Annotated in this window: 15 protein-coding genes and 2 tRNA genes; 9 read left to right on the top strand and 8 right to left on the bottom strand. The window is 69.8% G+C overall.

Annotation, left to right across the window (positions count from 1 at the left end; translation table 11 throughout):
* Positions 1-313: 313 nt before the first annotated feature.
* Together LK09_RS06425 and LK09_RS06420 are read right to left on the bottom strand one after the other, a co-directional pair.
* Entirely contained in the window at positions 314-1,036 is a 723-nt protein-coding gene (locus LK09_RS06425; RefSeq protein WP_197060977.1) for a Pr6Pr family membrane protein, read from the bottom strand.
* A 72-nt stretch (positions 1,037-1,108) separates the two neighbouring features.
* Positions 1,109-1,180, bottom strand: a tRNA-Arg gene (locus LK09_RS06420).
* 223 nt (positions 1,181-1,403) lie between these two features.
* Between LK09_RS06420 and LK09_RS06415 the strand changes: the two genes are divergently transcribed.
* Positions 1,404-4,265 carry a choice-of-anchor D domain-containing protein gene (locus LK09_RS06415; RefSeq protein ID WP_052226461.1) on the top strand — a complete coding sequence of 954 codons (2,862 nt, stop codon included), beginning with the start codon at positions 1,404-1,406 and terminating at the stop codon, positions 4,263-4,265.
* A gap of 14 nt (positions 4,266-4,279) precedes the next feature.
* Here the strand turns inward: LK09_RS06415 and LK09_RS06410 are convergent, their stop codons facing one another.
* The gene (locus LK09_RS06410) at positions 4,280-5,506 is read right to left on the bottom strand and encodes a MalY/PatB family protein (protein ID WP_039397255.1); all 1,227 of its coding nucleotides are present in this window, start codon (positions 5,504-5,506) and stop codon (positions 4,280-4,282) included.
* A gap of 70 nt (positions 5,507-5,576) precedes the next feature.
* On the opposite strand from LK09_RS06410, the gene LK09_RS06405 reads away from it, so the two are divergent.
* Complete coding sequence (locus tag LK09_RS06405) at positions 5,577-6,062, top strand: Lrp/AsnC family transcriptional regulator (RefSeq protein ID WP_197060976.1); 486 nt, start codon at positions 5,577-5,579, stop codon at positions 6,060-6,062.
* Between the two features lie 126 nt (positions 6,063-6,188).
* On the top strand, positions 6,189-8,756 hold the full coding sequence (locus LK09_RS06400; RefSeq protein WP_231562968.1) for an MDR family MFS transporter: 2,568 nt from the start codon (positions 6,189-6,191) through the stop codon (positions 8,754-8,756).
* Between the two features lie 64 nt (positions 8,757-8,820).
* Here the strand turns inward: LK09_RS06400 and LK09_RS06395 are convergent, their stop codons facing one another.
* Together LK09_RS06395 and LK09_RS06390 are read right to left on the bottom strand one after the other, a co-directional pair.
* On the bottom strand, positions 8,821-9,174 hold the full coding sequence (locus tag LK09_RS06395; protein WP_039397253.1) for a histone-like nucleoid-structuring protein Lsr2: 354 nt from the start codon (positions 9,172-9,174) through the stop codon (positions 8,821-8,823).
* A gap of 146 nt (positions 9,175-9,320) precedes the next feature.
* On the bottom strand, positions 9,321-9,836 hold the full coding sequence (locus LK09_RS06390; RefSeq protein WP_039397251.1) for a methylated-DNA--[protein]-cysteine S-methyltransferase: 516 nt from the start codon (positions 9,834-9,836) through the stop codon (positions 9,321-9,323).
* A 206-nt stretch (positions 9,837-10,042) separates the two neighbouring features.
* Between LK09_RS06390 and LK09_RS06385 the strand changes: the two genes are divergently transcribed.
* On the top strand, positions 10,043-13,747 hold the full coding sequence (locus LK09_RS06385) for an AAA family ATPase (RefSeq protein WP_156138662.1): 3,705 nt from the start codon (positions 10,043-10,045) through the stop codon (positions 13,745-13,747).
* Entirely contained in the window at positions 13,737-13,931 is a 195-nt protein-coding gene (locus tag LK09_RS06380) for a hypothetical protein (protein WP_039397247.1), read from the top strand. Before LK09_RS06385 ends, LK09_RS06380 begins: the two co-directional genes overlap by 11 nt.
* Positions 13,932-13,961: 30 nt before the next feature.
* Here LK09_RS06380 and mscL read toward each other — a convergent pair whose 3' ends face one another.
* From mscL to LK09_RS06365, 3 genes are read right to left on the bottom strand one after another with little or no spacing between them, the layout of a single operon-like run.
* A complete protein-coding gene (gene mscL, locus LK09_RS06375) occupies positions 13,962-14,387 on the bottom strand; it encodes a large conductance mechanosensitive channel protein MscL (RefSeq protein ID WP_039397244.1) in 426 nt (141 codons plus the stop codon).
* Between the two features lie 60 nt (positions 14,388-14,447).
* Positions 14,448-14,741 (bottom strand): FmdB family zinc ribbon protein, encoded by a 294-nt coding sequence (locus tag LK09_RS06370; RefSeq protein WP_039397242.1) that lies wholly within the window; start codon positions 14,739-14,741, stop codon positions 14,448-14,450.
* A 14-nt stretch (positions 14,742-14,755) separates the two neighbouring features.
* On the bottom strand, positions 14,756-15,352 hold the full coding sequence (locus LK09_RS06365) for a 5-formyltetrahydrofolate cyclo-ligase (RefSeq protein WP_039397240.1): 597 nt from the start codon (positions 15,350-15,352) through the stop codon (positions 14,756-14,758).
* A 65-nt stretch (positions 15,353-15,417) separates the two neighbouring features.
* Here LK09_RS06365 and galU point away from each other — a divergent pair, with 65 nt between their 5' ends.
* The 4 genes from galU to LK09_RS06345 all read left to right on the top strand — a co-directional run bounded on the left by galU (position 15,418) and on the right by LK09_RS06345 (position 18,148).
* The gene (gene galU / locus LK09_RS06360) at positions 15,418-16,302 is read left to right on the top strand and encodes a UTP--glucose-1-phosphate uridylyltransferase GalU (RefSeq protein ID WP_039397238.1); all 885 of its coding nucleotides are present in this window, start codon (positions 15,418-15,420) and stop codon (positions 16,300-16,302) included.
* A gap of 17 nt (positions 16,303-16,319) precedes the next feature.
* Positions 16,320-16,958 (top strand): GNAT family N-acetyltransferase, encoded by a 639-nt coding sequence (locus LK09_RS06355; RefSeq protein ID WP_039397236.1) that lies wholly within the window; start codon positions 16,320-16,322, stop codon positions 16,956-16,958.
* Between the two features lie 76 nt (positions 16,959-17,034).
* Positions 17,035-18,024 carry a hypothetical protein gene (locus LK09_RS06350; protein ID WP_039397234.1) on the top strand — a complete coding sequence of 330 codons (990 nt, stop codon included), beginning with the start codon at positions 17,035-17,037 and terminating at the stop codon, positions 18,022-18,024.
* Between the two features lie 48 nt (positions 18,025-18,072).
* Positions 18,073-18,148, top strand: a tRNA-Ala gene (locus LK09_RS06345).
* Positions 18,149-18,169: the final 21 nt, after the last annotated feature.

Below are 18,169 nucleotides of genomic sequence, written 5' to 3'. Positions count from 1 at the left end.
TTCGATCCATGCCACGGTGGCGGACCGAATGGGAAAGGCGAAGGGGCTTGCCATTCCCCCCGGAACCGGTTATCGACACGTCTGATTCGGTGATCTCCGAGACTTTTGCCTATGGCACCGTTCAGTTTGCGACATGAGGTCGCTAGGTGATTCCTTCGCGTTGACAGAACCCTTCTTGTGCCCCTAGCGTGCCGTACGCACCCTTTCCCAGTGGGTGCTTCCCAAGAGCCCCCGGTCGCATCGATCCCCAGAGATGCGACCGGGGGGCTCGACCCACCGAGACCGCGGGCCCGATTCACCTGGAACCTGCGGGTCAGGCCTCGGCGTCCACTGCGCCGGCCGAGACGCCCGACCGAGCGGAGACACGTCGCATTGCGGCGCGGCCGAGCAGCCGGTCGACCGCGACGTACACGAATCCGACCGCCAGGAGCGCGACGGTGAGCAGGGCGATCTGCACGGCGACCCCGCCGACGCCGAGGGTTGCGACATCCATGAACGGGTAGGGGTAGGTCGTCCCGGCGACGAACTCGACCCCCGCCGCTCCGGCGGCGAACGCCCACACCAGGTAGGCGTAGGGGATGAGCGCCCACAGCAACGGGTCGTACCAGCGCATCCGCCCCTTCGGAGTGAAAAGCAGCCAATCGGCGATCACGAGGCACGGCGTCACGATGTGCACGAGGTTGTCGGTGAGCGTGAAAGGCTCGTAGGCGCCCGGCTGGGCGAAGGCCACCGGCACGAGCACCACGAGGTAGATCAGCATCGTGACGGTGATCGCCATCATGATCGCGCCCGCCCAGCGCGCCGACGGCGTCGAGCTCCCGCGGAAGCCGTGCCGGGACAGGTCGATGATCGTGACGACGACGGCGAGCAGCATCCACACGAGGCAGAGGACATTGCTCTGGACCGTGTAGAAGAGGAAGGCCTTCGGGGTCGGTTCCGGTGTGAGCAGATTGCTGACGCGCAGGATGCCGGTGGCGATGAGCACGACCGCCACGAGACGATAGGCGAGTGCGACGGGTCGCAGTGCGATGAGCATGGCCTCAGCGTAGACGCGGGAACACGCAGTCGACACGACGTGGGCGGGCATCCGTGGAACCCGACAGACCGGTGCCCCTGGAGGGACTCGAACCCCCAACCGTTTGCTTAGGACGCAACTGCTCTTCCATTGAGCTACAGAGGCCAGGCCGGTCAATTGTAACGGTGCCGCGGGCGCGCGGCTGAATCCGCGCGGATCGCCCGTTGCCCTGGGCATGCCTCCGGGTCTATCGTTCTCTCAACCGCGCAGCGACGCGGATCCTGCCGACGACCCGAATCGTCCGCAGGGCGACTCTTCTGGGGAAGAGGCACACATGGGGAGTGATCGGCGCGCCCGAACGCGCCTGGATGGGGCCGTATCGGCGATCGTGCGACCGGCCGCCTGCGCGCTCGCCGTTCTCGTCGTGCTCGCGGGCGTGCTGACGGGGACGGCGCCGAGCCGCGCCGTCGATGAGACGGTTTCGCACGACGCGCTGCGCACGGGGTGGGATTCGAATGAACCGCGGCTGACTCCGACCGACGTGACCGCCTCCGATTTCGGCAAGCTGTTCGCGACGCAGGTCTCCGGCCAGATCTACGCCCAGCCCGTCGTGTCGCACGGCGTGCTCCTGGTGGCGACCGAGAACGACCAGGTGTCGGGGCTGGACCCCGTCACGGGAGCCGTGAAGTGGCAGCGCAGCGTCGGGCCGGCCTGGCCTGCGGCCACGCTCGGCTGCGGCGACCTCGCCCCGAACGTCGGGATCACCGCCACCCCGGTCGTCGATTCCGCCACCGGCACCGCCTACTTCACGGCCAAGGTCAACGACGGCGCGACGGCGGCGTCTCCGCACTGGTACCTGCACGCGATCGACATCACCACCGGGGCCGAGCGTGCCGGTTTCCCGACCACGATCGCCGGGAGCCCCTCGAATGACCCGGGCCACCCGTTCAATCCCGAGACCGCGATGCAACGGCCCGGGCTCCTGCTGCTCGGCGGCGTGGTGTACGCCGCGTTCGGCAGCCACTGCGATCACGGCCCCTACGTCGGGTACGTGGTCGGAGTGAACGCGACGTCGGGGGCCCAGACGACCATGTGGTCGACCGAGGCGGGCTCGGCGAGCCAGAAGGCCGGCATCTGGCAGTCGGGCGGCGGAATCGTGTCCGACGGCCCCGGGCGCCTCTTCGTGACCACCGGAAACGGGGTGTCCCCGGCGCCGAGCCCGGGAAGCTCCCCGCCGAACCAGCTCGCCGAGTCGGTCGTGCGCCTCCAGGTGAACCCCGACGGACGGCTGTCGGCGCGGGACTTCTTCAGCCCCGTCAACAACACCAACCTGGATCGGGACGACAGTGACTTGGGGGCGGCGGGACCGGTGGCGCTTCCGGACGGCTACGGCTCCGCGGCGCATCCGCATCTGCTGGTGCAGGGCGGCAAAGACGGACGGATCTTCCTGCTCGACCGCGACGACCTGGGCGGAATGGGCCAGGGTGCCGGGGGGACGGACAAGGTGCTGCAGGCCCTGGGACCCTACCGGGGGATGTGGGGGCACCCGGCCTTCTGGGGCGGGAGCGGCGGCTACGTGTACACGATCACCAGCGACGGTCCGCTGAGCGCCTTCCAGGTGACGAAGACGGCCGCAGGGATGCCGGCGCTCGCTCTGGTCGGACAGACGACGGACACCTGGGGGCACACGTCCGGTTCGCCGGTCGTGACCTCCGACGGGGCGACGTCCGGGTCGGCGCTCGTCTGGGCGGTCGACAACCCCGGGACGAATGGAGTCGGTGCGTCGCTGCGGGCGTACGACGCGGTCCCGGTGAACGGCGTCCTGGCCCTGCGCTACTCGATCCCGATCGGGACGGGGGCCAAGTTCTCGGTGGCCGCGACGGATGCCGGCCGCGTCTACGTCGGCACGCGGGACGGGGTCGTGTACGGAGTGGGACGGCCGACGACCTCGCCCCTCACCGGCTCCGGCACCGACTTCGGGTTCGTGGCCGTGGGCAGCACGGCCACGGCGAACGTCACGGTCACGGCGGCGAAGTCCGTGACCATCCAGAGCGCGGCGACCACCGGACCGTTCTCGATCGGGACCCCCGCGCCCACCCTGCCGGTGACCCTCGCGGTCGGTGACACGGTCACGATCCCCGTGACCGCGCAGCCCACCGCCACGGGCGCGGCATCCGGCACGATCGAACTCACGACCGACGCGGGTCCGGTCAGCTTCGGCCTACAGGTCACCGGCACCGCGCCCGGCCTGTCGGCCGCACCGACCGCGCTCGATTTCGGGATCGTCCCCACCAGCGCGCGCGTGACCTACACCGTGAGCATCGCGAACACCGACTCGGTGCCCGAGACGGTGTCGGCGGTCACCGGGCCGTCGGCGCCGTTCACGACGGTGATGCCGGCCGTCGGCACCGTCATTCCGGCCGCGGCCTCGATCTCTCTGCCGGTCACCTTCGCCCCGACCACCGCGACCGGCGGCCCGGTGAACACGACGCTGGTCGTCGCCACATCCGCGGGATCGGTCACCGTCCCGATCAGCGGCACCGGTGTCGTGGGAGCATCGCACCTGGCGATCGGACCGATGTCGATCGCGTTCGGGGCCGTGCCCGCCGGCACGGCGGTGCGGCGGTCGTTCACGATCCAGAACACCGGCAACATCGTGCTGACGATCATGAAGGCTGCGCCTCCGACGCTTCCGTTCACCGCTGTCTATCCCATCGCCGAAGGCCAGCAGCTGGAGCCGGGCGACTCGCTGTCCGTCCCGGTGCAGTTCGCTCCGACGAAGGGCGGTACGTTCACCGGCACCTACATCGTGACCGGCGACGACGGCACCGGTGCGAAGACGATCACCCTGACCGGCACGGGCGTGCCGCGCGGCCCGATCCGCGGGCTGAACGGATCCTGCGTCGACGTCCGTCACTCCTCGACCGTGAACGGGACGATCGTGCAGACCTACCGGTGCAACGGGACCGCTGCCCAGATCTGGACGCTTCCGGCGGGGCACACCGTCCGGGCGTTCGGCAAGTGCCTGGACGTCTACCACTCGGCGCGGACGAACGGCGCGCGGGTCGACCTGTGGTCGTGCAACGGGACGGGGGCGCAGGTCTGGGTGCTCGGCACGCACGGATCCCTGCGCAATCCGCAGTCCGGGAAGTGCCTGACGGATGCCTCGGGGCGCGGAACATCCAGCGTGGCGCTCGTCATCCGCACCTGCACCGCCGCGGCGGCCCAGACCTGGACGATCCCGCACTGACCGGAGCCTGTGACTCAGGCGTGGACGGCTCGCCCCATCCGGGCGACGGCCTCGCCGAGGATCTCGGACGAGGTCGCGAAGTTGAGCCGGACGTGACCTGAGCCCCCGGACCCGTACACGTGTCCGGAGCTGAGGGCGACGCGGGCACGATCGAGGAACATCCGCGCGGGACCGGCCAGGTCGGAGACTCCGTGGCATCCCGCGCCGGCGGTTCGTTCGTCGGGGAACGGGCCGAGCGCGCGGCAGTCGAGCCACGCGAGATAGGTGCCCTCCGGCGTGGTCATGCCCACCTCGGGCAGATGCTCGGCCAGCAGCCCTCGCAGCTGTGCGCGGTTCTCCGCCAGCCCGCCGAGCAGGGCGTCGAGCCAATCGCCGCCGCGCTCCAGCGCCGCGGTGTGGGCGATGACGCCCAGGTGACTCGGCCCGTGCGCGAGCGCGCCCGGGATCGCGGCGAGGTCGGCCGCCGCGGCCGGGCCCGCCATCGCCACCGCCGCCTTGAGCCCGGCAAGATTGAACGCCTTGGATGCCGAGGTCAGTGCGAAGGCGTCCTCGGCTCCTGCCACCGACAGGTACGGGGTGAACCGGGCGCCGGCGAGCACGAGCGGAGCGTGGATCTCGTCGGAGATCACCCGCACGCCGTGACGGTGGGCGACGGCTGCGACCTCCTCGAGTTCGCGACGGGTGTGGACCGTGCCGGTCGGATTGTGCGGATTGCAGAGCAGGAAGGCCGGTCGCCGGCTGCGGCGCGCGGCCGCCGCGAACGCGGTGTCGAGGGATTCCGGGTCCAGGCGCAGGTCGGGGCCGAGCGGGGCCTCGCGGACGAGGCGGCCGGTGTGCTCGATGAAGGCGAAGAAGGGCGAGTAGGCGGGGGAGGCGATGACCACCTCGTCGCCCGGGTCGGTGACGATCCGAAGCAGTTCGGCGATGCCGGTCATGACGTCGGCGACGACGCGTGTGCGGCCGACATCCAGACCGTCCCATCCCCAGCGTCGGCTCGCGAAAGCGGCCAGCGCCTCGGCGTAGCGCGTGCCCGCGGGGTACCCGGTGTCGCCGGCGGCGATCGCTCCCTGCAGGGCATCGATCACGACCGGTGCGAGCGGCACGTCCATCTCGGCGACCCACAGCGGGATCACGTCGCACGGATGGGTGACCCACTTGGTGCTCGTGCGCTCCCGCAGCTGAGCCAGCGAGAGCCGGCCGAGCGGGTTCGCGACGCGCGCGAGGGTGGATGTCGGGACCATGCCGCACAGACTATGCAGGATCGGGCGCAAAATGGTTGTCTATCCTCGCACTTGACCGGAGAATGAGGCAATGGAAACTCGCCTGGATGCCGTCGATCGCAAGATGCTTGCGATCCTGCAGGACGAAGGGCGCATCACGCTCACCGAACTGGCCGGCCGCCTTCCGCTGAGCGTCTCGCGCTGTCAGCGCCGGCTGCGCGAACTCGAGGCCGCCGGCGTCGTCACCGGGTACCGCACGACGGTGGATGCCGCGGCCGTCGGGCTCGGATTCGAAGTGCTCGTCTTCGCCACCCTCGGCGACCTCGGCGAACTGGCGGACTTCGACCGGATGCTCGCCGACCTGCCCCAGGTCGTCGAGGCGCAGCGGCTGTTCGGCGATCCGGATTACCTCATCCGCATTGTGGCGCCCGATCTGACCGCCTATCAGCGCCTTTATGACGACCACCTGACGCGCCTCCCGGGAAAACCCCGGATGGTGTCGACAATTGTCATGAAGCACGTCGTCGAATCCCGCGCACTGCCTCTTCCTGAGAAGGCGCAGGCGCGTCAGGACTAAGATTGAACGTTCGTGGCCTGAGACCTGGTTTCACCGCCGCCCACGGACCCCGACTCGCGAGGACCCATGTCAGATACTGCAGTGAAGAAGCCACGGACTGGTTCGCATCGGATTGCGGATCCGGTGATGACCCACCGTCAGATCCTCTTCGTGATCTTCGGTCTCATGGCCGGCATGTTCCTGTCGGCGCTGGACCAGACGATCGTCGGCACCGCGATCCGCACCATCGGCGACGATCTGCACGGCCTGAGCCAGCAGGCGTGGGTCACCACGGCCTACCTCATCGTCTCGACGATCGCGACCCCGATCTACGGCAAGCTGTCCGACATCTTCGGGCGGCGGCCGCTGTTCATCATCGCGATCGTCATCTTCGTGATCGGCTCGATCCTCGCGTCGTTCTCGCAGTCCATGACGCAGCTCGCGTTCTTCCGCGCGGTGCAGGGCCTCGGCGCCGGCGGCCTCATGTCCATGCCGCTCGCGATCATGGGCGACATCCTCGCGCCACGTGAGCGGGCGAAATACCAGGGCTACTTCCTCGCCGTGTTCGGCGTCTCCAGCGTCATCGGCCCGCTCGTGGGCGGCCTGTTCGCCGGCGCCGAGACGATCCTGGGCATCGCCGGCTGGCGCTGGGTGTTCCTCATCAACGTGCCCATCGGCATCCTCGCGCTGATCATCGTCCTGATGTTCCTGCACGTGCCGCGACATTCCCGCCACTCGGTGCGTATCGACTGGTGGGGGGCCACGACCGTCATCATCGCGCTCGTGCCGCTGCTGCTGGTCGCCGAGCAGGGCCGCGTCTGGGGCTGGGACTCGCCGATCGCGATCGCCTGCTACGTCATCGGCGGGCTCGGCATCATCGCCTTCGTCATCGCCGAGACGCTGATGAAGGACGACGCGCTCATCCCGCTGAAGCTCTTCCGGTCTCCCACATTCTCCATGGCGACCGTCATCGGCGTCCTCGTCGGCTTCGGCATGTTCGGCGCGATGATGACCCTGCCGCTGTACCTGCAGATCGTCCTCGGTTCGTCACCGACCGAGAGCGGCTTCCAGCTTTTCCCGATGATCCTCGGCATGATGATCGCCTCGATCGGGAGCGGTCAGATCATCTCCCGCAGCGGCCGATACCGCGTCTTCCCGGTGCTCGGCACGGCGTTCCTGGCGGGCGGCTACTTCTGGCTCACGCATCTGCAGTACAACACGGGATACTGGTTCATCGCCGGCGCGATGCTGCTGCTCGGCCTCGGCCTCGGCCAGCTGATGCAGACGCTCACCATCGCCAGCCAGAACTCCGTGGAGCCCCGCGACATGGGTGTGGCCACGAGCGCGTCGACCTTCTTCCGTCAGATCGGCGGAACGCTCGGCACCGCGGTGCTGCTGTCGCTGATGTTCACCGTCATCCCGGCGAACATCAAGACGACTTTCGCCGACACCGACACGCTCACCCACGCGCTCGAGGCGGCGTTCGATCCCGCCGTCGCGACCGACCCGGCCAACGCGGCGATCATGGAGCAGATCTACACTCCGATCACGACCAAGGTCACCAAGCAGGTCACCGATTCCGCGAATGCGACGATGGCGGCCGCGCAGCAGAAGGCGAAGGATGCCGTCGACGCGCAGGTGAAGGCCGGCCAGATCCCGGCCGACCAGCAGCAGCAGGCCGAGCAGCAGGCGGTCCAGCAGGCGACGGATGCCGTCACCCAGGCCATCGAGAAGAACATCCCCGGGTCGAAGGTCGCGTCCGACGGCACGGTCACCCTCGACCTCTCGAAGCAGGAGGACCGCACGGCGTTCGTCGCCTCGATCGTCCCCAAGATGAAGTCGCAGTTCTCGAAGGGCGGCAACTCCACCTCGTTTAGCTCGAGCGCGATGGATGACACGTCGTTCCTGAACGGAGCCGACCCGCGCTTGAGCAAGCCGGTGCTGCAGGCGTTCACGATGTCGATGGTCACGGTCTACTGGGTGGGCCTGTTCGTGATGGTGATCGCGTTCATCCTCGCGCTCTTCTTCAAGACGCCGCCGCTGCGGCAGAAGTCCGCACTGCAACAGGCTGCCGACGAGGATGCCGCGATCGCGGCGAAGCAGGCCGCCGACACGATGGGCGGCCTCGTCGAACCGATGACGTCTCCCGTGCGCGTTCCCCAGGCGGCGGACGTTGACGCGTCCGGCGCCCAGCCGGCAGTCGTCACCCTCGGCACCGCGACGGCTCTCGCCGAACGAGAGGACGACCTCGACGCCGAGCCGGAGGCGGAAGAAGCCGCGACCGAGGAGAACGCGATGGTGGCGGAGCCTGAGGCGTCACCCGCCGAGGAAGCCCCGCCCGCGAAGCCGGCGGCTCCGGTGGAGGAGGCTGCGGTTCCGGCGGACGAGACAGCGGTGATCGCGGCGGCCGAGACGGCGGCAGCGGGCGAGCACGGACCGGCCGAACCGGTTGCCGCGGCCGAGGGGCCCGACGTACCCGACGATGCGGGGGAGTCCGCCGGTGAGCCCGCGCAGTCCGCAGACCCCGTTCCGGCGCCCGAGGAGCCGACGCTCAAGCCGGCGCCGTCGACCGCTGATCCGTCCAAGGTGGAGACCGGACCCCTCGAGGTGATCGGTTCCGACGGTCAGGTGCGCCTCATGACCCGTCGCGAGGCGCGCGAGGCGCTCGAGGCCATGCAGAAGGAACAGAAGAAGCAGAAGAAGCAGAAGCGCTGACCTGCCCGGAAACGCGTTCGGCCCCGCTCGGTGGAGCGGGGCCGAACGCTTTTGCGTCGAGTCGTCAGTGGGCTGCCTCGTATGCCTGCTGCACGGATGCCGGAATGCGTCCGCGCTCCGAAACGGTGAAGCCGTTCTCGTTCGCCCAGGAACGCACCGCCGCATTCTCGGAGGCGTTGCTGCGCGCCGAGCGACGACGCGGCGCAGCGGCGCGCGTGCCTGCGGCTTCCCGGCCCACGCTGCGCCCCGCGGCGATGTACGCGGCGAATGCGTCGCGCAGGGCGGCGGCGTTCGCATCGGTCAGATCGATCTCGTATGCGCGGCCGTCGAGGGAGAACAGAACGGTCTCGCCTGCTCCGGGTTCAAGGACGGTTCCGTCGAGGTCGTCGACCAGCTGGTGGATGATTTTCTTGGCCATGCGATAGACGATATCGAATGGCGCGCCTCGACGACGACGCGCACGCCGATGTCTTTCCGTGAATCCATTGTGAACGTGTGTCGATCGGCAAAGTCATTGCAGCGGATTTCGACGATTCGCTGCTTTCGGGTCATCGACAATTTCGACTAATCGGTGGATTCGCGTTCGAGGTCGAGGAGGAATGCCTTCGCCTCGGGATGCCGGCCGTATTGGCCCACGGAGCCGTCGGAACGTACGACTCGATGCACCGGGACCACGATCGAGATCGGCGTGGTTGCGCAGATGGAACCGACAGCGCGGGCCGCGCGCGGCTTGCCCGCGCGCATGGCGATCTCGCCGTACGATGCCGTCTGACCGTAGGGGATGCGGGTGATCTGCTCGAGGGTCCGCGTGCCGAACTCGGTGGTGCCGGTCAGATCGAGGAGCGCGTCGAAGTCGCGTCGTTCGCCCGCGAAGTACTCGTCGAGCTGGGTGGTGACCGCCGCGGCCGCCTGTTCGTCGTGCTCGACGGGCATGCCGAGGCGATTCTCCGCCCCGAGCAGGAGCGCGGTGACGTCGTCTCCGTCGTCGATGATGTCGAGGGCCGCGAGGCCCGCGTCGGAGAAGATCAGCAGGGCGTCACCGACCGGGGTCGGATGGATGGCGAATGCGGCGCGTTTCATGGGTCCATCCTGGCGGGCGTGCGGCGGTGCACGGGCGCGACCATCGGCAACTGTGGACAGATGCGCCCGAGGCCGTGAAATCGCACGCCTGTGGACGAAGATGCGGTGCGTGTCCCATTGATCTGCGCCACACGGAGAAGGAATACCGCCGGTCCCAGGTGCGGCCGCTTAGGCTGGACCGTGTGTGGCGAGCAGAAGGAAACGTCGTGGCGGGCGGCGAAGACGACCTGCCCGACGTGACCCCTGACGCCCTCGGCGTCGCCGAGCCGGGGGTGACGGTGGTGCACGTCGCGGAGGCCGAGCGGGTGCGAATTCGCGAACAGGCGAGCGAACTCGGAGGGGCATCCACTCTGCTGCATTTCGTCGATTCCGCGGATTCCGGAATCGAGATCACGAAAGCGCACCCGGGGAGCCTGCCTCAGCTTCTCACCGGCCGTTCGACGCTGCTTTCCAATCTCTTTCGCGACGAAGTGGCGCTGCGCACGGCACGACTGGCCGCGGAGCGCTTGACCGCGAAGAACGTGGAGCTGCGGACAGCGCGCGGACTGGAGGCGGTCCGCCTGGGCGTCGGGCTGGCATCCTGGCCCGAAGAGACCGAGACGTTCACCGCGCCGGTGCTGCTCCGGCCGACGGCGATCCGCCGCCACCACCGCGACTTCGAGGTCAAGCTCAACGGCGCGTTCACCGTCAACCCCGAGCTCGTCCGCATCCTGGCGCTCCATCACGGCGTCGAGCTCGACGGGCAGCGCATCGCCGCGCTCGCGTACGACGGGCGCGTGTTCAAGCCGCAGCCGGTCATCGACTACCTGCGTGCCCTCGCCGGGCACATCCCCGGGTTCACCGTGGTGCCGCGCCTGATCGTGGGAACCTTCGCGGACGTCGGCGCGACCATGCGCCGCGACCTCCAGGACCTCGACCACCCCATCCTCAACGCCCTGGCCGGGCACGTCGACGACCGCGAGCACCTGTCGCTGCGGCGTCCCGCGCCCGCCGCCCCCGGACCCGACGAGCGGACGCCGGCCTCGGACAACCTGCTGCTGGACGCCGACGCCGAGCAGGAGGCGGTGCTCGCACGCATCGTCGACGGCCAGTCGATCGCCGTGCACACCCCGCCGGGCACCGGCGGCACGCAGACCGTCATCAATGCGCTCGGCGCGCTGATCTCCGACGACAAGCGGGTCCTGGTCGTGAGCGCCCGTCGGGCGACGCTCGACGGCATCCGTCACCGGCTGGCGGGCGTGGGCCTGGACGGTCTGGCGATCTCGCCCGGACACGTCCGGCGCGACTTCATCCGCGCGATCGGTCGCAACGAGAAGGCCGAGCAGCCCAAGGTCGCCGAGATCGACGAAGCGCTGGTGCGTCTGCGGGCCGTGCTGCGCGACTACCGGGGCGCGCTGGCAGAACCCGGCCGGACGCTCGGCGTCTCGGCGCTCGACGTGGTGCGCCGACTGGCCGAACTCACCGCCTCGGGCGACGTGCCGCCCACGCGCACGCGTTTCGACGCCGAGACGCTGCGCCGGCTCTCGGGTGCGAGGGATGCCGCGGCCGACAAACTCGCTGCGGCGGCCCGGCTCGGGGAGTTCCGGTTCGGTCCGGACGATTCCGCGTGGTACGGCGTGTCGTTCGATTCGACCGAACAGGCCCGCAGCGCCCACGGCCTGGCCGGAAAGCTCCACCATCACGACGTGCCGGCGCTGCTCGAGCGCGGCTACGAGCTCATCGCTCAGACACGCCTGCGGCCCTTCCGCAGCATCGACGAACTCGGGGTGTACCTGCGGATGCTGCAGGGCATCCGCGATTCGCTGGACAAATTCCTTCCGGTCGCCTTCGAGCGACCGCTGGACGACCTCATCAAGGCGCACGGCTCGCGGCGGGACGCGCCCGCGATGTCCGGGCGCGATCGCCGCCGGCTGAAGCGCCTGGCGCGCGAGTACGTGCGCCCCGGGGTGCACGTGGCCGACATGCACGAGGCGCTCGTCCGCATCGATCTGCAGCGGGCCCAATGGGCCGAGCACGCCCTGGCCGGCGTCGCGCCGGAGGTGCCCACCGGCATGGCGGACGTGCACGTGGCGTGGCAGCGGGTGGATGCCCAGCTGTCCGAGCTCGACGGCATCCTGAGCCGCCCGCGCACCCTCGCGACGCTCCCGGTCCAGGATCTCGTGCGCACTCTCGCAGGGCTGGCGGCCGACTCCGCCTACTTCGAGAACCTCGTCGAGCGCGCGGCGCTGCGGGCCGAGCTGGCCGCCATGGGGCTCGAGCCGCTCCTGCTCGAACTCTCCGTGCGGCACGTTCCCGAATCCGACGTGCGGCAGGAACTCGAGTTCGCCTGGTGGCAGTCGGCGCTCGATCATCTGCTGCGCACCGACAAGGCGCTGCTCGGGGCGAACACGTCGGTCGTCGACCGGCTGGAACGCGACTTCCGTCTCGTCGACGAGGCGCATGCCGCGGCATCCGGACCCCTGCTGGCGGCCCGGCTGGCGACGCAGTGGCGCATCGGCATCGTCGACAACGAGCGCGAGGCCGACCGCCTGAAGCGGGCGCTGACGTCCGGCTCCGTGAGTGCGCGGGCCGTCGTCAGCGTGGCGCCGAACCTGGTGCGCACGCTCGCTCCGGCGTGGATCGCATCCCCCTACGACGTGCCCCTCATCCCGGAGTCGCTCGAGTTCGACGTGGTGATCATCGCGGATGCCGCGGCGGTCTCGCTCGCCGAGGCGGCGCCCGCGCTTCGCCGCGCGCGACAGGTGGTCGTCTTCGGCGATCCGGTCACGCAGAAGCCCACGCCGTTCCAGGTCGCCTCCGGCCCCGCGCCGCGCGTCCCGGCGGACGCCGACGACACGGAGCCCTTCGACGAGGTGAGCGTCTTCGAGCGCCTCGCCGAGCTGGTGCCGGTCGAGACCCTCACCCGCAGCTACCGCGCGGGCGGAGAGGACCTCGCCGAACTCGTCAACGACGCGTTCTACGGCGGCGAGATCGTCTCGCTGCCCTGGGCGGGCTCCTACCTCGGCCGCGGCAGCCTCGGCGTCGACTACGTCGAGGGCGGGACGGGCGTGCCCGACCCGGAGACCGGCGCCGTGGAGAGCCCGGATGCCGAGGTGGCCCGCGTCGTCACGCTCGTCGTGGAGCACGCGCTCAACCGCGGCCGCGAGTCTCTGATGGTGGTGACCGCCAGCCGCAAGCACGCCGAGCGCGTGCGCGCCGCGGTGGGCACGGCCTTCGCCGGACGATCCGACGTCGCGGATTTCGTGGGGCGCGACACGGCCGAGCCGTTCGCCGTCCTCACCCTCGAAGACGCCGTCGCCGAAAGCCGCGACCGCGTCATCTTCTCTCTCGGCTTCGGCCTCACCCGCCACGGCCGGGTGCTCACCGACTTCGGCGACCTGTCCAGCCCCGACGGCGAACGCCTGCTGACGGTCGGGATGACCCGGGCGCGTCGTTCCATGGTCATTGTGTCGTCGATCCGCCCGTCCGCGTTCGACGAGGGGCGCCTGGAGTACGGCGCGGCCACCCTCATGGCGGTGCTCGGCGGAATCGCCGCCCGTGCCCGCGAGGCGCGGCTCGAAGACCTCGCCGATCCGCTCACCCGGGCGCTCGCCCGGGAGCTGCGCCGGCTCGGCGTCTCGGTCGACGTGAACTATCGCGGACTCCTGCCGCTGGTCGCCCAGCACGACGGCAAGGCCGTCGTCGCCGAGAGCGACCCCGAGACCGTGGGCGAGTCGCTGCGCGAGTCGCTGCGGCTGCGGCCCCAGATCCTGCGCCGCCTCGGCTGGCACTATGTGCGCGTCCACGCGTTCGACCTGTACAGCGATCCGGCGCAGGTCGCGCTCCGCGTCGCGGCGCTGCTCGGCATCACGCCGGAGGCGCCTGTCGTCGACCCCGAGACGCAGCCGCTGGACTTCGGCGATGGCTCCTGACCGGGCACCGCGCCAGCACGTCGAGAAGGTCGCCGGATCCCGTCGCGCGCGGCTGACGGCCGCGCCCGGCACGACGGGGGAGCCGCGTCCGGCCGATGAAGACCGCGGGGCCGAAGCATCCGCCTCGTCCGATTCGGGACCCAACGACGAGCGCATGAAGAGGGACGTCCCACCCCACTACTGAGGAGGGACGCCCCGTCGGACGCGGATGCCGCTACTCGGTGCGCTGCTGCGCGGCCAGGAGGTCGCGGATCTCGATCAGCAGCTCGGTCTCGGTGGGCGGCACCTCCGGGTCGGGGAGCCCCGCCGCGGCACGGGCGGCGGCACGCTCGCGCATGTGGTTCATCGGCAGGACGAAGACGAAGTACACGACCACCGCGACCGCGAGGAACGTGATCACGGCGCCAAGGACGGCACCGAATTTGAACTGGGCCGGGTCGGTGTGCGGAACGATCGCGGGCACCGTCCAGATCAACGCCTTGTCGAGGCTGCTGGCCTTGAAGACGAGGCCGATCAGCGGGTTGATGATGCTGCTGACGATGGTGTTGACGATGGCGGTGAAGGCTGCGCCGATGACGACGGCGACCGCGAGGTCGATGACGTTGCCGCGAAGGATGAACTCTTTGAAGCCCTTGAGCACGGGTTTTCCTCCTGGAGGTTCCGGATGCGACCGGTCGGCCGCGACCGAAAGGCTACCGGGTCAGGAGGCGGCGGGCGTGGAGGAAGTGCCGGAGGCCGACGAGCCCGATGACGAAGACGAGGACGACGAAGACGAGGAAGACGACTCCGTCTTGCCCGCCGCGGGCTTCGCGGCGCCGGCACGCGAGTCGGTGCGGTAGAACCCGCTGCCGTTGAAGGTGACGCCGATCGAGCCGTACTCCTTGCGGAGCGCGCCGCCGCAGACGGGGCACTCGGTGAGGGTCGGGTCGGAGAACGACTGGACCTGGTCGAAACGGTGGCCGCACTGCTTGCAGGCGTAGGCGTAGGTCGGCATGGAGGCCTTTCGGATCAGCGCCGGCTCGGCGCGAGGGACACGATGCGGGTCGGGGTGACGACGCCGGTGACCGGCTGGTCGAGCTCGTCGGCGGGCACCTCGTCGAGCAGTTCGGAGTCGTAGACGACGGCGTACACCGGCGGGCGGCGGGCCATCGATCCGAGGGTCTTGTCGAAGTATCCGCGCCCCCAGCCCATCCGCATGCCGGCGGCGTCGACCGCCGCCGCGGGGATGATCATGAGGTCGACGTCGTTCACGGCGATCGGCCCGAGCAGATCGCCGGTGGGCTCGTCGATGCCCAGGATGCCTTCGACCACGTCACCGCCGGGGACGGCGACGGCCCAGTCCAGCAGCCCGTCGGTGCGGCTGATCGGAAGGAGCACGCGGATGCCGCGGGCCAGTGCCGCGTCGATGAACGCGCGGGTGCCCGGTTCGGTCGAGGTCGACAGGTAGCACGACACCGATCGGGCGCCGTGCTGCTCCACCAGGTGTTCGAGCTGCTCGTGGATGCCGCGGGCCGCGGCATCCCGCGCGTTCTCGGACATCACGCTGCGCCGCTCGCGCAGCTCGGCGCGCAGGGCGCGCTTGTCTGCCTGGATCGCGTCGGACATGCTGTCGAGTCTAAAGGAGGGGCCGAGAGCGCGGCGGAGTCCTCCTCGGTCGATAGCATGGGCTCATGTCTCACAAGCCCTTCAAAGCGGTGATCCCCGCGGCCGGCCTCGGCACGCGCTTCCTTCCGGCCACGAAGGCGATGCCCAAGGAGATGCTGCCGGTCGTCGATAAGCCGGCGATCCAGTACGTGGTCGAAGAAGCCGTGGATGCCGGCATCGACGACGTGCTCATCATCACCGGTCGCAACAAGGCGAACATCGCGAACCACTTCGACTCGGTGCCGGAGCTCGAGCTCAACCTCCGCAACAAGGGCGACGACGCGCGTCTCGAGTCCGTGCGCCGGGCGAGCGACCTCGCCGACATCTACACGCTGCGCCAGGGCGAGCCGAAGGGGCTCGGCCACGCCGTGCTGCGCGCCAAGCGGCACGTCAGCGACCACCCGTTCGCGGTCATGCTGGGCGACGACCTCATCGACGCGCGCGACCCGCTGCTCACCCGCATGCTCTCGGAGTACGACCGCCACGGTGCGACCGTCATCGCCCTCATGGAGGTGGACCCCGAGCACATCCACCTCTACGGCGTGGCCGAGGTCGAGCACACCGACGAAGAGGACGTCGTCAAGGTGGTCGGCCTGGTCGAGAAGCCCAAGGCCGAGGACGCCCCGTCCAACCTCGCCATCATCGGCCGCTACGTGCTCAACCCGGCGGTCTTCGACGTCCTCGAGCACACCCAGCCGGGCAAGGGCGGCGAGATCCAGCTGACCGACGCGCTGCAGGTGATCGCCGCCGACCCCGAGCAGGGCGTCTACGGCGTGGTCTTCCGCGGCCGCCGGTACGACACCGGCGACAAGGTCGGCTACATCAAGGCCATCCTGCAGATGGCGGTCGACCGCGACGACCTGAGCGACGAGCTGCGCCCGTGGCTGCGCGACTTCGCGTCCGAACTCTGACCACCCGAGAGGAAGACGTGGATCTGGCGGCGCCCCAGTCGCACGGGAACGTGAGCATCCGGCTGATCAAGTCGAAGGATGCCCGCGTCCTGCAGCACGAGCTGATGGCCAATCGCAACTGGCTGCGGCCGTGGGAGGCCACGAGTCCCGACGGTCCCGTCTCGTTCGACATGCGCCTGGGGATCCGCCGCCTGCTGCAGCAGTACCGCGACGGGGTCGGCGTCCCGTTCGTCATGGAGTGGGACGGCGAGGTCGTCGGGCAGCTCAACGTGTGGGGCATCGCCCGCGGCTCGCTCGCGTCGGCGACCATCGGCTACTGGGTGAGCGAACGGTTCGCGGGGCGCAACATCACGCCGATCGCGGTGGCGCTGGCCACCGACATCTGCTTCCGCGAGCTGCGCATCCACCGCATGGAGATCTGCATCCGGCCCGAGAACAAGGCGAGTCTGCGCGTCGTGCAGAAGCTGGGCTTCCGCTACGAGGGACTCCGTCGCCGCTACATCCACATCGACGGCGACTGGCGCGACCACTATGCGTTCGCGCTCGTGCGCGAAGACGTCTACGAGGGGGTTCTGCAGCGCTGGCTCGCCGGACGCGCGCCCGAGGATGCCGCGACGATTCCACCCTCGGATCGCGATCAGAACGACGAAAACTGAACTTCATCTTGAAGTCGAGACTCCGACACGCCGGAGATCGTCGGAACCAGCTGTTGACCTGGCCTACCGTGGATGCATGGGTGGGCAAGTACTTGGCGGGGGAGTGATCATTCTCGTCGCCGTCGCGTTGTGGCTGCTGTATCTGCTGCCGTCCTGGGTCCGCCGGCATCAGTACCTGACCGCGGAGCGCAATGCCCTGCGCCTCAACCAGGCGCTGCGCGTGCTCGCCGAGACGAGTGAGACGCCGGACGAGGTCACCTTCGAACTGAACACCCGCACGGCGTTCGTGCAGCAGCGTGCCGCGCGGCGGGCGCAGGCCGCGCGCGAGGCCGAGGCCAAGAAGGCCCAGGCAGAGGTGGACCGCGCCGCGCAGCGCGCCCAGGCCGAGCGCGACGCCCACGCGAAGCGGTCGCAGGCCGAACGCGACGCGATCGCCCGGCAGGCCCTGATCGAGAACGAACGGGCCCAGCGCGAACGCGAGCTCATCGGCCTCGAACGGGCACGCGTGCAGCGGGCGGCGGCGTCTGCTCGTCCGGAGGCGCGCCGCGCGCGCGCCCGGATGCGTGCCCGCACGCTCGTGCTGTCGCTGTGGGTCCTCGCCCTCGTCTGCGCCGGGCTCGGGCTGTGGAGCCTCGTGGCGACCGGTTCCGCGCTGCTGCTGTGGATCGCGGCGGCAATCGTGGGCAGCACGCTGTGGCTGGGGGTGCGCGTCGCGCACCTGCGGGCCCGGCGCCCGGCTCCGCAGATGGCGGCTCCGTCCGTCGCGACCCGCGAGCCGGCCCCGGTGCAGGACGTCTCGCTCGTCGATGAGCGCGCCTGGTCGCCGCGCACGCTGCCGAAGCCGCTGACGGCCTCGCAGGGCTCGCAGGCGTCCGCCGTGCTCGACGAGGCGGATGCCCGGGAACGGCTTCGTCAGGCCGCACTCGAAGAGGCGATGCGTGAGCGCGCCGAGCAGCAGCGTCCGGTGGCGATCGACTCGATCCGGCAGGCGCCGGCCGGCACGCTCGACGACGCGGCGATCGAGGCGCACTGCCGCGAACTCCTGCAGAAGCGCGCGGCCGGCTGACCGTGTCCGGAGGGCCCGTCGAGCCGTGATAGGCTCATTGAGGTTCAAGGGCCTGTGGCGCAGTTGGTAGCGCGCTTCGTTCGCAATGAAGAGGTCAGGGGTTCGAATCCCCTCAGGTCCACCAAAGAAACGCCCGGTCAGCCGC

It is taken from the genome of Microbacterium mangrovi (assembly GCF_000802305.1).
Lineage (GTDB): Bacteria > Actinomycetota > Actinomycetes > Actinomycetales > Microbacteriaceae > Microbacterium > Microbacterium mangrovi.
The sequence above is the reverse complement of the archived record's forward strand: the minus strand, read 5'-3'. Positions and strand labels throughout refer to the sequence as shown.